The organism is Cryptosporangium japonicum (genome assembly GCF_039524755.1).
GTDB lineage: Bacteria > Actinomycetota > Actinomycetes > Mycobacteriales > Cryptosporangiaceae > Cryptosporangium > Cryptosporangium japonicum.
In genome coordinates this window covers 317-12,436 of the sequence record NZ_BAAAGX010000011.1, presented here as the reverse complement: position 1 = coordinate 12,436, position 12,120 = coordinate 317, and the positions used below count along the sequence as shown (strand labels likewise).

14 protein-coding genes and 1 pseudogene are annotated in these 12,120 nt (G+C 72.1%); 10 read left to right on the top strand and 5 right to left on the bottom strand.

The features are described 5' to 3' along the window. Window positions 1–13 precede the first annotated feature (13 nt). Window positions 14–736, top strand: coding sequence for an SDR family oxidoreductase (locus ABD437_RS15190; protein WP_344649480.1), 723 nt, complete (start codon window positions 14–16; stop codon window positions 734–736). Here the strand turns inward: ABD437_RS15190 and ABD437_RS15185 are convergent. Continuing rightward, window positions 733–1,488, bottom strand: coding sequence for an SAM-dependent methyltransferase (locus ABD437_RS15185; protein WP_344649479.1), 756 nt, complete (start codon window positions 1,486–1,488; stop codon window positions 733–735). The genes ABD437_RS15190 and ABD437_RS15185 overlap by 4 nt on opposite strands. An 89-nt stretch (window positions 1,489–1,577) precedes the next feature. Between ABD437_RS15185 and ABD437_RS15180 the strand changes: the two genes are divergently transcribed. Further along, on the top strand, window positions 1,578–1,973 hold the full coding sequence (locus ABD437_RS15180) for an HIT family protein (RefSeq protein WP_344649531.1): 396 nt from the start codon (window positions 1,578–1,580) through the stop codon (window positions 1,971–1,973). Here the strand turns inward: ABD437_RS15180 and ABD437_RS15175 are convergent. Both ABD437_RS15175 and ABD437_RS15170 read right to left on the bottom strand, forming a co-directional pair. Then, window positions 1,968–2,186: a helix-turn-helix domain-containing protein gene (locus tag ABD437_RS15175; protein WP_344649478.1), complete on the bottom strand. Its 219-nt coding sequence runs from the start codon at window positions 2,184–2,186 to the stop codon at window positions 1,968–1,970. The two genes, ABD437_RS15180 and ABD437_RS15175, sit on opposite strands and share 6 nt — an antisense overlap. Beyond that, window positions 2,186–2,665, bottom strand: coding sequence for a DUF2975 domain-containing protein (locus tag ABD437_RS15170; protein ID WP_344649477.1), 480 nt, complete (start codon window positions 2,663–2,665; stop codon window positions 2,186–2,188). The genes ABD437_RS15175 and ABD437_RS15170 overlap by 1 nt, the downstream gene beginning before the upstream one ends. Window positions 2,666–2,825: 160 nt before the next feature. Between ABD437_RS15170 and ABD437_RS15165 the strand changes: the two genes are divergently transcribed. Next, complete coding sequence (locus tag ABD437_RS15165) at window positions 2,826–3,440, top strand: hypothetical protein (protein ID WP_344649476.1); 615 nt, start codon at window positions 2,826–2,828, stop codon at window positions 3,438–3,440. Here ABD437_RS15165 and ABD437_RS15160 read toward each other — a convergent pair. Further along, window positions 3,369–4,070: a TetR/AcrR family transcriptional regulator gene (locus ABD437_RS15160; RefSeq protein ID WP_344649475.1), complete on the bottom strand. Its 702-nt coding sequence runs from the start codon at window positions 4,068–4,070 to the stop codon at window positions 3,369–3,371. The genes ABD437_RS15165 and ABD437_RS15160 overlap by 72 nt on opposite strands. 54 nt (window positions 4,071–4,124) lie before the next feature. On the opposite strand from ABD437_RS15160, the gene ABD437_RS15155 reads away from it, so the two are divergent. From ABD437_RS15155 to ABD437_RS15140, 4 genes are all read left to right on the top strand, one after another. Then, on the top strand, window positions 4,125–4,934 hold the full coding sequence (locus ABD437_RS15155) for an oxygenase MpaB family protein (protein ID WP_344649474.1): 810 nt from the start codon (window positions 4,125–4,127) through the stop codon (window positions 4,932–4,934). Between the two features lie 15 nt (window positions 4,935–4,949). Beyond that, window positions 4,950–6,236, top strand: a complete 1,287-nt coding sequence (locus tag ABD437_RS15150) for a TetR/AcrR family transcriptional regulator (protein ID WP_344649473.1) — start codon at window positions 4,950–4,952, stop codon at window positions 6,234–6,236. Between the two features lie 119 nt (window positions 6,237–6,355). Beyond that, window positions 6,356–8,182, top strand: a complete 1,827-nt coding sequence (locus ABD437_RS15145; RefSeq protein ID WP_344649472.1) for an AMP-dependent synthetase/ligase — start codon at window positions 6,356–6,358, stop codon at window positions 8,180–8,182. Window positions 8,183–8,235: 53 nt separating this feature from the next. Next, the gene (locus ABD437_RS15140) at window positions 8,236–8,739 is read left to right on the top strand and encodes a DUF6000 family protein (RefSeq protein ID WP_344649471.1); all 504 of its coding nucleotides are present in this window, start codon (window positions 8,236–8,238) and stop codon (window positions 8,737–8,739) included. A 60-nt stretch (window positions 8,740–8,799) separates the two neighbouring features. Here ABD437_RS15140 and ABD437_RS15135 read toward each other — a convergent pair whose 3' ends face one another. Continuing rightward, on the bottom strand, window positions 8,800–9,003 hold the full coding sequence (locus tag ABD437_RS15135) for a hypothetical protein (protein ID WP_344649470.1): 204 nt from the start codon (window positions 9,001–9,003) through the stop codon (window positions 8,800–8,802). 92 nt (window positions 9,004–9,095) lie between these two features. Here ABD437_RS15135 and ABD437_RS15130 point away from each other — a divergent pair, with 92 nt between their 5' ends. The 3 genes and pseudogenes from ABD437_RS15130 to ABD437_RS43020 all read left to right on the top strand — a co-directional run. Further along, window positions 9,096–9,773, top strand: a complete 678-nt coding sequence (locus ABD437_RS15130) for a GntR family transcriptional regulator (protein ID WP_344649469.1) — start codon at window positions 9,096–9,098, stop codon at window positions 9,771–9,773. Window positions 9,774–10,127: 354 nt separating this feature from the next. Next, on the top strand, window positions 10,128–11,264 hold the full coding sequence (locus tag ABD437_RS15125; protein ID WP_344649468.1) for an acyl-CoA dehydrogenase family protein: 1,137 nt from the start codon (window positions 10,128–10,130) through the stop codon (window positions 11,262–11,264). Window positions 11,265–11,322: 58 nt separating this feature from the next. After that, window positions 11,323–12,120: pseudogene (locus ABD437_RS43020) on the top strand (serine/threonine-protein kinase); the annotation flags it as partial.

Below are 12,120 nucleotides of genomic sequence, written 5' to 3'. Positions count from 1 at the left end.
CTACCGTCGAGGCATGGGAACAACCAGCAGAGTCGTGGTCATCACCGGGGCGAGCAGCGGGATCGGGGAGGCGACGGCGCGCCTGCTCGCGTCGCGGGGCGCGCACCTGGTGCTGGGTGCGCGCCGGTCCGACCGGCTCGAGGCGCTCGCCTCCTCGCTTCCGGACGCCGTCCACGCCGCGACCGACGTCCGCCGCCGCGACGACGTCGCCGCCCTGGTCGACCTGGCGCTCACCCGCTTCGGCCGCCTCGACGCGTTCGTCGGCAACGCCGGCATCGGCCCGGTCTCGCACCTGGCCGACCTGCGGGTCGACGAGTGGGACGCGATGGTCGACGTCAACATCAAGGGCGTGCTGCACGGGATCGCGGCCGCGTTGCCGGTGTTCCGCGCGCAGGGCCACGGGCACTTCGTCACGACCGCCTCCACCGCCGCGTTCCGCACGCTGCCGACGATGGCCGTGTACGCGGCGACCAAGACCGCGGTGCGCGTGATCGCCGAGGGGCTGCGCCAGGAGTCGGACGGCGCGTACCGGGTCACGACCGTCACCCCCGGTTTCGTCGCGACCGACTTCGCCGGGGCCGCCGCCGACCGTGAGGTGCGCGCCGACCTGCTCGCGCTGCGCGACCGGATCGCGATCCCGCCGTCGGCGATCGCCGAGGCGATCGTGTTCGCGCTCGAACAACCGCCCGAGGTCGACGTCAACGAGCTGGTCATCCGCCCGGCGGCGCAGGCCTAGACGGGTTTGCGGCCCACCGCGCAGTACTGGTCGACCTCGTCGCCGTCGGACCGCCATCGGGTCACCGGCACCACGCCGGGTTCCACCAGGTCGAGGCCGTCGAACAGCGCGGCGATCCGCTCGACGCTACGCAGGTGGTACTGCGGGTTCGCGGAGAGGTTCCAGATCCGGACGGCCTCGGTGTTGGCTGCGCTGGTGTCGCTGCCGTCGTACATCGCGAAGTAGCTGCCGGGGGCCAGCGCGTCGAGGAACCCGTGCACGATCGCCGCGGCCTCGTCGTCGGACTCGACGTGCCCGAGCACGCCCATCAGGAACAGCGCCACCGGCCGGTCGAGGTCGAGCGTGCGCGCGGCCCCGCTCAGGATCGTCGCCGGGTCGCGCATGTCGGCCTCGAGGTAGTCGGTGGCGCCCTCGGGCGTGCTGGTGAGCAGCGTCCGGGCGTGCGCGGCGACCAGCGGGTCGGAGTCGACGTACACGACCCGGGCGGCCGGGTCGACGGCCTGCGCCACCTCGTGGGTGTTGCTGGCCGCCGGGAGACCGGAACCGACGTCGAGAAACTGGCCGACGCCGGCCTCGCCGGCCAGGTACCGGGTCGCGCGGTTGAGGAAGGCGCGGGAGAGCCGGGCGTTCTCCGCCAGTTGCGGCATGCCCTGGACGATCTGGTCGCCCACCGCACGGTCGGCCGGGTAGTTGTCGGTGCCGCCGAGCAGGTAGTTCCAGATCCGGGCGGTCTGCGGCGTATCGGTGTCCATTGTGGTCACTGTACGGGCCTGCTATCACCGGAAGGGTGGATCCTCGTGAGGCCGCCGAGCGCGGCGAGAACCCGGCCGTGCTGGGCCGGATGCGTACCGGCTGGGCGGTCATCGGCGACACCCAGCACCTGCCCGGGTACTGCCTCCTGCTCTACGCCGGCCCGGCCGACCAGCTCACCGACCTGCCACGGGCCCGCCGGGCCGAGTTCCTGTTCGACCTCTCGCTGCTCGGCGAGGTCGTCGCCGCCGAGGCCGGCCCGGGCCTCCGCCGGGTGAACTACGAGGTGCTGGGCAACTCCTGGGAGCACCTGCACGGCCACGTGCACGCGCGGTACCACTGGGAGCCCGACGAGTACCGCGGCGGCCCGGTCTGGCGCTACCCCGACCGCGACGCCCCCGAGCACCGCCTCGGGCCCCGCCACGCCGCGCTCCAGCTGGCCCTGTCGCTCCGGCTGGCCTCCGTCACCGCCGAGGCCTACTCATGACGCTTCCTCGTCGTCAACCCATTCGAGCAGGTCACCGGGTTGGCAGCCGAGCACCCGGCACATCGCCTCCAGGGTGCTGAACCGCACCGCCTTGGCCCGGCCGTTCTTCAGCACCGCCACGTTCGCCGGGGTCAGGCCGACCCGCTCGGCGAACTCCCCCACGCTCATCTTCCGCTTGGCCAGCTCGACGTCGATCCGGACGACGATCGCCATCAGATGACCGCCTCCATGTCCGACCGCAACGTGGTGGCCTGACGCAGCAACGCACGCATCACGACCATCAGCAGCCCCAGCACGGCCAGCCCGACGAGGAGCAGGAACAGCAGCAGCGGCAACCCGGGATCGGTGGCGTTGAAGCCGACGTAGAGGAACACCACCAGCAGCACCACCCACGCCGCCCCGATCGCGCCGACAATCACGTTCACCCAGGTGAACGAATCCTCGCTGAAGATGCGGTCGCGCCGGATCCGGGCCAGCAGCTTCCAGATCGACACGATCACGACCTGGACGCAGAGCACCCAGAACACCGTCACCGCGGTGGCCGGCCACCGCAGGTACGCCATGTCCGGGTCCTCTTTCGCCAGGTGGGCGAACTGGCCCGGCAGCGACATGGTCTGGAACAGCACCAGGACCCCGAACAGCACCACGAGAAAGGCGCGCAGGGCGGCGATCACTCGACTCTCAGTCAGCATGCATCGAAGATCGCTCACTACCTATCGAAAGTCAATAGGAGATGACCCGTCGGGCCGATGCGCGAGCGCACGGCGTCGACACCGCGTGGCGACACGCCCGGGTTGGTAGGACTTAGTGCTACATATCTGACTCGATGTGTCCCGGCGTCGAGGAGGCGGAATGTTCACTTACGCGATCGCAGTGGCGTTAGCAACCGCGGTGGCCGCGCGGACGCGGGTGGAGCCCAGCCGGAACCGGCGTTGGCGGTGGCTGGCGGCGATCACCCTCACCAGTGGATTCGCGACCGTGCTGGCGGTGCGGGCGTTGCAGCACGGGCACCCGGCGGCGTTCGTGGTGGCGCTGACCGGCACGGTCGCCTACGTCACCTGGCCGCTGCTGTGCCGACCGACGACGCGTCCGCACTGGACGGTGGCGGCGGCCGCGGCGGGCGTCGGGGTGATGTTCGTGGGATACGGCGCCACCGTGGTGCTCGCCAGCGGGTGGTTGTGGGGCGACATCGCGCTGGCGCTGGTCGGGCTCACGATCGTCGGGGTGGCGAGCGTCGCGTGGGGCATCGTCGGCAGCCTGTGGTTGCGCCACCGGGCCCACCTGGACGCCGTGACCGGTGCCGTTCCCCTGCCGACCGCCGCCACCGCGGTCGCCGCCCTGCCGCTGGCACCCCCGCCGCTCCCGGCCCCGCCGAGAACCGTCGCACCGAGGGCACTAGCGGCGGCCCCGGCCCTCCCGCGGCCCGCCCGGCGGACCGGTGCTCTCCCCGCCGTCGCCGACGTGTGACCGCTCACCCGCCAGCGCGAGGAAGAGCCCCGTGCAGTGCTCGGTGAGCTCCTCCGCGCCCAGCTCCAGCACACCGTCCAGCCACGACGTCAGCACCTGCGCCACCCCACCGACGAGCAGTTCGGCGGCGACGTCGAGGCGGGGCGTCCGCGAGACGCCGTAGAACCCACGCACCTGGGCGGTGAGCAGATCGACGAACCAGCGCGTCGACTCGGCGCGCCGCGCGGCCACCACCGGGCTCGCCCCCAGCGACCGGGAGAACAGCAGCCGCCCGCGCCGCGGGTCCTCGGCGATGTTCCCGATCAGCGCGGCGAGCCCGGCGCGGGTCTGCTCCCGCGCGGTGCGCGGCGCACCCTCCAGTGCGGCCAGCACGTCCGCGCCGAGGTCGGCGACCACGCCGTCGTAGACCGCGGCGGTGAGCGCGTCCCGGTCGGCGAAGCTCTCGTAGAAGTAGCGGGCGGTGAGCCCGGCGTGCCGGCACACGCCGCGCACGGTCAGCTCACCCGGACCGGTGGGCGACCCGAGCAGCTCCAGCCCGGCCGCGAGCAGCGCCGCACGCCGCTCGGCCGCGCGTTCGGCGCCGGCGACCCCGCCGTACGTGCGCAGCGCACCGTCCTCCATGGCGCCCATCTTGACACGTCTGTCACGCTATCTGAGAACATGCGTTGTCGGATGGAGGGCCCCATGACGACCACCGACTTACGCCGGGTCGTCCACGGCGCCGGGCTCCTGGCCGCCGCGGCGAACGTCATCATGCAGCTGGCCCGCCCGGCCGTCGGGTACGGCGTCCACGAGAGCCGGGTGGAGAGCGGGCGGCTCGCCGACCACCCGGTCAAGCGCACCCGCACCACGCTGTCGTACCTGGCCGTGGCGATGCTCGGCACCGACGCGGAGAAGGACGCCTTCCGGGCGGCGGTCGCGGTCGCGCACCGGCAGGTGTACTCCACGCCGGAGAGCCCGGTGCGCTACTCCGGGATGGACCCACGCCTCCAGCTCTGGGTCGCCGCCTGCCTCTACCGCGGTTTGGAGGACACCTACGCCGCCCTCGGCCACACCCTGACCCCCGCGGAGGCCGAGGACATCTACCGGCGCTCGCACGTCCTCGGCACCACCCTCGAGGTGCGCGCGGACATGTGGCCGCCCGACCGGGAGGCCTTCCAGCGGTACTGGGACGCCGAGCTGACCGCGGTGCACATCGACGACACGATCCGCGAGCACCTGCTGGGCGTGCTGCGCCCGGACCGGCTGCCCCGCCCGCTGCGCGCCCCCGTCGCCCGGCTGAACACGTTCGTGACCACCGGGTTCCTCCCGCCCGAGTTCCGCGACCAGATGCACCTCGACTGGGACGCGCGCCGCCAGCGACGTTTCGCGCTGATGATGCGCACGATCGGGCGGCTCTCCCGGTGGCAGCCCGCGGCCGTGCGCGAGTTCCCGTTCAACTACCTGTTGTGGGACGTCAAGCGCCGCATCCGCCGCGGGGAGCCGCTGATCTGAGCGAGGTGGCTCGCCGTGACGATCGGGGTCCGGGTAGTTTCAGTGCGGCACCGATCAGCACGAGCACCGGAGGACGACACGGACGCGGCCCCGCCGACGCCAACCAAGCGTCCGAAGAACCGGAAGGCCCAGATCGCCCTGGCCGCGGCCGAGCTGTTCTGCGCGCGTGGCTACCACGGTGTCGGCGTCGACGAGATCGCGGGCGCGGTGGGCATCACCGGTCCGGCCATCTACCGGCACTTCCCGAACAAGTACGCGATGCTCGTGCACGCGACGCGTGAACTGACGGTGACGATCCGCGGCACGGTCGACCGGGCCCTGGCCGAGTCGGTCGATCCGCGGGAGAAGCTCGACCACGTGCTGGACGCGCTGGCGACGCTCAGCGTCGAGCAGCGGCGCGTCGGCGGGCTGTACCAGTGGGAGAACCGGTACCTGGAGCCCGAGCACCGGGCCGAGTTCCGCGACGGCCTCAACACGCTGATCGGACGCATCGCCGAGCCGCTGGGCGCCATCCGCCCGGAGCTGCCGCCCCGCTTGGCCCGGCTGCTGACCCGGGCGGCGTTCAGCGCGCTGGCGAGCCCGGCCACGCACCGGGCGCCGATCTCGCGCAGCCGCGCGGTGGACCTGTTGCGCCGGGCCGGCTGGGCACTGCTCACGGCCGACGTCCCCGCCGTGCTCCCGGCCGCCGAACCCGGGGGCTCCCCCGTCGAGGAGCCTCCGGCCGGGGAACCACGCAGCACCCGCCAGCAGGACGTCCGCCGCGAAGCCGTGCTGGCCACCGCGATCCGGCTCTTCCACCAGCATGGGTACCACGCCGTGGGCATGGAGGACATCGGCAAGGCGTCCGGCCTGCACGCCTCCAGCCTGTACCGGTACTTCCCCAGCAAGGCCGACCTGCTCGCCGCCGCGTACCACCGGGCCGCCGACCAGGTCACGTCGAACACCACCGCGTCGCTCCGGGCCGCGGCCACCGACGAGGAGGGGCTGCGCCGGCTGGTCGAGGGCTTCGTCGACCTCACGTTCGGCCAGCGGGACCTGGTCGCGGTGTACCTGGCCGAGAACAACAACCTGCCCGACCGCGACCGGCACGAACTGCGCAAGATCCAACGGCTCCAGGTCGACGAGTGGGTGCGCCTGCTCGTCGGCGTGCGTCCCGGCCTGGCCGCGTCCGAGGCGCGGATCCTCGTGCACGCGGCGCTCAACCTCGTCACCGACCTGGGTGCCGCGACCGACCCGTCGCCGCCGGACACGTTGCGTCCCCTGGTGGCCGCACTGGCCCTGGAGTGCATGCGTCGGGCCTGACGCGTGGACGAACTCCGTTTTCGTGCGCGGAGAAGTTAACCGTGGTTTACAGTCTCGTCAGCCCCTTGTCCCCACCCTGGCCAGCGCCGGCCCGCGGGGCCGGTGAAGGGAGACCACGGATGTCCCTCGCCGACGAATGCGCGGCGGCTACCGCCGAGCTGACCATCCCGTTACTGCTGCGCTCCAACGCGGGCGAGTTCGCCGACCACCCGGCCCTGACCCACCTGGGCGACGACGACTCGACGCTCACCTGGGGCCGGCTGCGCCGCCGGGTCGCCGCGGTCGCGCTCGGCCTCGCCGACGCCGGGCTCGCCTCGGGTGAGGTGATGCTGATCTCGGCCGCCGGCCGGATCGAGCACTGGCTCGTGGACCTCGCCGCCGTCCACCTCGGCGCGGTGCCGTGCAGTGCCTACGCCACGCTCTCGACGCCGCAACTGCGGTACCTGGCCGGGCACAGCCGGGCCACGGTGCTGATCGTCGAGAACGCCGAGCAGCTCAGCCGCTGGGCACCGGTGCTGGGTGAGCTCACCGAGGTCAGGGCGATCGTCCTGATCGACCCCACCGGCGTCGAGTTCACCGATCCCCGCCTGACCGACCTGAGCACCGTCGAGGCCGCCGGCGCCGACCGGTACGCGAGCGACCCGTCGGCGTTCGAGGACCGCTGGCCGCGGATCACCCCCGACGACCCGGTGACGCTGCTCTACACCTCGGGCACCACCGGCGACCCGAAGGGCGTCGTCCTGAGCCACCGCAACGTGCTGCACCAGGCCGTCGCGCTGGAACTGCTGGTGGACCTGCCCGCGCACGCGCCGACGGTCGCGTACCTGCCGCTGGCCCACATCGCCGAGCGGGTGCTGGGGATCTACATCCCGGTCTACCGCGCCGGGCACGTCCACATCGTCGCCGACCCCGCGCAGGCCGTCGCCGCGCTGCTCGCGGTGAAGCCGTCCACCTTCTTCGGCGTCCCGCGGGTCTGGGAGAAGATGGTCGCCGCGCTGCAGGGCTTCCTCGCCGGCGCCGAGGAGGCCGTGCGCGACGCCGTCGCCGGTGCCACGAAGGTCGCGCTCGAGGTGCACGCTCTGCGCGAGAAACACCAGGAGGTGCCGGCCGGACTCACCGAGCAGCTCGCGTCGCTGGACGCGCTGATCCTCGAGCCGATCCGCGCCAAGCTCGGCCTCGACCGCATCATCCACGCCGGCAGCGGCGCCGCCCCGATCCCGGTCGACGTCCTGACGTTCCTGGCCGGCATCGGCGTCGAGGTGTACGAGGTCTGGGGCATGACCGAGACCACCGGCACCGCGACGATCAACACCCCGGGGCACTTCCGCACCGGCACGGTCGGCGTGCCCAACGTCGGGATGGACGTGACGCTGGCCGACGACGGCGAGATCCTGGTCCGCGGACCGCTGGTCTGTCAGGGCTACCTGCAGGCCGACGGCAGCGTCGCGCCGGTCACCGACGCCGACGGCTGGCTGGCCACCGGCGACATCGGCACGATCGACGACGACGGGTTCCTCACGATCACCGACCGCAAGAAGGAACTGCTGATCACCGCGAGCGGCAAGAACGTCGCCCCGGCGCAGATCGAGAACCTTCTGCGCACCCACCCGCTGATCGGGTACGCGGTGGCGATCGGCGACCGGCGTCCCTACGTCACGGCCCTGATCAGCCTGGACGAGGAGGCCGCACCGGTCTGGGCGGCCGCCCGGGGCATCGATGCGTCCGACCCGAAGGCGCTGGCGTCGCACCCGGCGGTGCTGGCCGAGCTCCAGGCCGCGGTCGACGCCGCGAACGCCCGGCTGGCCCGGCCCGAGCAGGTCAAGAAGTTCCAGGTGCTGCCGGCCGCGCTGAGCCCGGAGGGCGGGGAGTTGACCCCGACGTTGAAGCTCAAGCGCCGCACGATCTCCGATCGCTACGCCGACGCGATCGACGACCTCTACCGCTAGGAGTCTCCGTACCATCGGCGTCATCAGGAGCTACGAGCCCGAGCGGTGAGGCGATGCTGAGCGCGACCGAGGCGGACTTCGTCAAGCCCTTCTACCTGAGGATGAAGGGATTGGCGGCCGTTCGCCTCCCGGACGAGCTCCGCGTACGCGTGCTCACCGCCGCGGGGCTGGTCACGGTCGGCGAGGTCACCGGGATGCTCCGGGCGGAGAACTGGCGACCGGTCGTCATGGGGGCCTGGTTCAGCCTGACCGTTCCGGCGGAGTCCGTCCGCGCCACCCTGCTCGAGGCGATGTCACGCTCCCGGGGGTCACTGACCGCACCTCCGCTGGCCGCGGCCGCGACTCTCCTCGGTGGCCCGGCCGCCGTCCCGTCCATGGTGTCGTACCTCGACCACATCCTGACGTCCCGCCGAGACGGCTCGGAACACGTCGTGGCCGCCGCCGTGGAGTACCTGGACGCGGACCCGCCCATCACTCCGACCGACGAGGGTCGCCGAGCGTTCCGCTCCCTCCTGAACGTGGCGACGACCCTGCGCGACGATGCCCGGACGCCCTGATCGCGCGGATCGGCGGCGGCGGCCGGTACCGCACGGCTTTCTGGTGGCGAGGCCGAAGTCCTACGCCCGGCTCCACCGCCGCCAGGAGTTGAGATAGAAGGCCGAGAGCACGCTCCACAGGACAGCCAGGACGAACCACCACCAGGCCGGCTCGCCGAGGAGGATCAGAACCCAGGTCGCGACCGCGAGAAGGGCGTACACCAGGCCCAGGTTCCGGGACTGCCGCTTCGAAGGGGTCGCTTTCCAGCGCGACGCGGTGCTCATGGAGTCACCGTGGCCTACCGCCCGGCGGCTCGCTCGCCGTCTTTCTATATTTGATATCTTCGCGGCGTAGAGGACGATCGGGGAGGAACCGCATGACTTACGCCGCCGTCCGGCGTCGGCGTCCCCAACTCTCCGACGAGGTCGTGGCCTACCTGCGCGACCAGATCATGTCCGGCGAGCTCCGCCCGGGCGTCTTCATCCGGCTCGACGAGGTGGCCGCGGCGCTGGGCGTCAGCATCACCCCGGTGCGCGAGGCGCTGCTGACGTTGCGCGGCGAGGACATGGTCGAGCTGGAACCGCGCCGGGGCTACCGGGTGGCGCCGCTGTCGCGTCAGGACATCGTCGACGTGTTCGCGTTGCAGGGGCACGTCGCGGGTCAGCTGGTGGCGCGCGCGGCCGCGAGCATCACCACCGAGCAGCTCGACGATCTGCGCGCGCAGCAGGAGGGCCTGCGTACCGCGGTGGCCGGCGACGCCGGGGCGGACGAGCTCGAGGAGCGGGAGTTCGAGTTCCACCGCACCCTCAACCGGGTCGCGGACGCCCGCAAGCTGTCGTGGTTCCTGCACACCGCGCTGCGCTACACGCCGGTGCGCTTCTACTCCTCCGACGCCGGGTGGCGCGCCTCGATGCTGGCGGCGCACGACGAGGTGCTCGACGCGCTGGCCGCGCGGGACGCCGAGCGGGCCACCGCGCAGATGGCCCGCCACTTCACCGACGGCGCCGAGCGCCTGCTCGCCCACCTCGACGCCCAGGGCCTCTGGGAGTCCTGACTCGGCGGCCAGGCCGGCGGCGGAAGGTCCGCCACGGGTTTCTCCGAGCCGTCGCGCCGGTGCGCAACCGCACGCGCACAGGGGCGACGGATCGCTCGACCACCGGCCGCTCGACGTGGACCCCTGGACGCGGCGCCGGGTCCGGCCCGCGTTGCCCATGCCGTCGCACACCGCCTTGCGCGCACGCCGTCATCACGGATCTGGCGGTGGCCGTCGCCCCGGCGGAGGCGAGCTGGTCTTCACCGGCCCGATCGACGGGCGGCGCGGCCTCCCACCCCGGCACCGCCGCTTCGCGCTGAATATATTTGGTATTTTACATTGGCGCCGACGAACCTTGGAGCCCCGGAGGGTGCAGTGACTCCTGATCTCACCGACGAGCAACGCGCGTTCGCCAGCGCGGTCGCGGACTTCTGCCGGCGCGAGGCCGGCACGCGCGAGCAACGGGACGCGCTGGTCACCGACGGCGAGCGGCACAGCGACGTGCTCTACCGCAAGATGGCCGCGCTGGGCTACCTCGGCGCCGGGCTCCCCGAGGCGTACGGCGGCGCCGGCGGTGGCGCCGTCGACCTGTGCCTGTTCCTGGAGGAGACGGCCAGGGCGCTGGCTCCGATCGGCGGGTTCGCGACGTCGATCATCGTCGCCGGCGCGTACGAGCGGTTCGGGAGCGAGGAGCAGAAGAAGCAGATCCTCGGCGGCATCGCGAACGGGGCGGTCGAGTCGATCTCGATGTCCGAGCCGGGCGCCGGGTCCGACGTGGCCGCGCTCACGTGCCGCGCTACCCGCCGTGACGACGGCTCGTGGGTGATCAACGGGCAGAAGACGTGGTGCTCGAACGCCCACATCGCCGACCACGTCCTGCTGGTGGCGCGCACGTCCGGCTCCGGGCACGAGGGCCTGACGATGTTCAACGTCCCCACGGACACCGCGGGCCTCACCATCCACGGCATCGACACGATGGGCGGCACAGAGGTCAACGACCTCTACTTCACCGACGCCGTGCTGCCCGCCTCGGCCGTGGTGGGCGAGGTCGGCAACGGGTGGCGTCAGCTGATGGCGGGCCTGAACTTCGAGCGGCTGGTGCTGGCCGCGCTGATGCTGGGCACGGCGGAACGCGCGTTCGACGACGCGGTGGCGTACGTCACCGAGCGGACGCAGTTCGGCCGCCCGATCGGAACTTTCCAAGCTTTGCGGCACCGGATCGCCGACCTGGCGACCGAGCTGACCTGCGTCAAACTCCTCGTGTACCACACCGCGGAACTCGTCGACGCGAACCCCGGCACACTGTTCCCACGCGAGGCGTCGATGGCGAAGCTCAAAGCCACCGAGTTCGCCAAGACGATGGCGCTGGAAGGCATGCAGATGATGGGCGGATACGGCTACGCGACCGAGTACGAGATGGAGCGGATCCTGCGGGCGTCGGTGATCTCGACGGTCTACGGAGGCACGTCGGAGATCCAGCGCGACATCATCGGCAAGACCTACGGTCTGTAAGTTTTCACAGCTATCCGGGCTGCTCACGCTTGCACGGGCTCCCTAGACTTCCCCTGCGATGGTCTGGGGAGAAGTGATGCACGCGCAGGGGCGCTTGATCGGTGGCCGCTACCGGCTGTCAGCGGAGATCGGCCGCGGAGGCAGCGGCGTGGTGTGGCGTGCCTACGACGAGAGGCTCGGCCGCGAGGTCGCGGTGAAGGAACTCGCCGTCCCGCCGCTGTCCACCGACGAAGAGCGCCACGCGATGGTCGGGCGCGCGATGCAGGAGGCACGCACCGCCGGCGCGCTCGACCACCCGAACATCGTCGCGGTGTACGACGTGGTCGAGGACGCCGGTCATCCGTGCATCGTGATGCGGCTGATCCGCGGCTACCAGCTCGACCAGGTGGTGGCGGCCGTCGGTCCGTTGCCGCCGGACGTCGTCGCGCGGATCGGGTTGACCGTGCTGGACGCGCTCGACGCCGCGCACCGGGCCGGCGTCGTGCACCGGGACGTGAAACCGGCGAACGTGCTCGTGCAGCCGGACGGCGCGGTGCTGCTCACCGACTTCTCGATCGCGTCGGTGCTGGGCACCGGGTCGCGGACCGCGGCCGGGGTGTTGCTCGGCACGCCCGGGTACATCGCGCCCGAACGGCTCACCAAGGGCACGGCCGGGCCACCCGCCGACCTGTTCGCGCTGGGCGCCACGCTGTACCTCGCGGTGGAGGGCGCCGAGGCGTTCGACATCGGCGACGCGCTCTCCGGCCTCTTCGCGGTCGCGACCGCGCCGCACCGGCCGGCCGAGCGGGCCGAGGCGCTCGGGCCGATCCTCGACCAGCTGCTGGCCAAGGAACCGGAGGAACGTCCGGACGCGGCG

What these genes read in the sequence shown, in the direction of transcription:
- ABD437_RS15175 (WP_344649478.1), bottom strand. Translation starts at nt 2,186, where the DNA reads ATGGCGATCGTCGTCCGGATCGACGTCGAGCTGGCCAAGCGGAAGATG.
- ABD437_RS15170 (WP_344649477.1), bottom strand. Translation starts at nt 2,665, where the DNA reads ATGCTGACTGAGAGTCGAGTGATCGCCGCCCTGCGCGCCTTTCTCGTG.
- ABD437_RS15130 (WP_344649469.1), top strand. Translation starts at nt 9,096, where the DNA reads ATGACTTACGCCGCCGTCCGGCGTCGGCGTCCCCAACTCTCCGACGAG.
- ABD437_RS15165 (WP_344649476.1), top strand. Translation starts at nt 2,826, where the DNA reads ATGTTCACTTACGCGATCGCAGTGGCGTTAGCAACCGCGGTGGCCGCG.
- ABD437_RS15160 (WP_344649475.1), bottom strand. Translation starts at nt 4,070, where the DNA reads ATGGGCGCCATGGAGGACGGTGCGCTGCGCACGTACGGCGGGGTCGCC.
- ABD437_RS15180 (WP_344649531.1), top strand. Translation starts at nt 1,578, where the DNA reads ATGCGTACCGGCTGGGCGGTCATCGGCGACACCCAGCACCTGCCCGGG.
- ABD437_RS15135 (WP_344649470.1), bottom strand. Translation starts at nt 9,003, where the DNA reads ATGAGCACCGCGTCGCGCTGGAAAGCGACCCCTTCGAAGCGGCAGTCC.
- ABD437_RS15190 (WP_344649480.1), top strand. Translation starts at nt 14, where the DNA reads ATGGGAACAACCAGCAGAGTCGTGGTCATCACCGGGGCGAGCAGCGGG.
- ABD437_RS15185 (WP_344649479.1), bottom strand. Translation starts at nt 1,488, where the DNA reads ATGGACACCGATACGCCGCAGACCGCCCGGATCTGGAACTACCTGCTC.
- ABD437_RS15155 (WP_344649474.1), top strand. Translation starts at nt 4,125, where the DNA reads ATGACGACCACCGACTTACGCCGGGTCGTCCACGGCGCCGGGCTCCTG.
- ABD437_RS15145 (WP_344649472.1), top strand. Translation starts at nt 6,356, where the DNA reads ATGTCCCTCGCCGACGAATGCGCGGCGGCTACCGCCGAGCTGACCATC.
- ABD437_RS15140 (WP_344649471.1), top strand. Translation starts at nt 8,236, where the DNA reads ATGCTGAGCGCGACCGAGGCGGACTTCGTCAAGCCCTTCTACCTGAGG.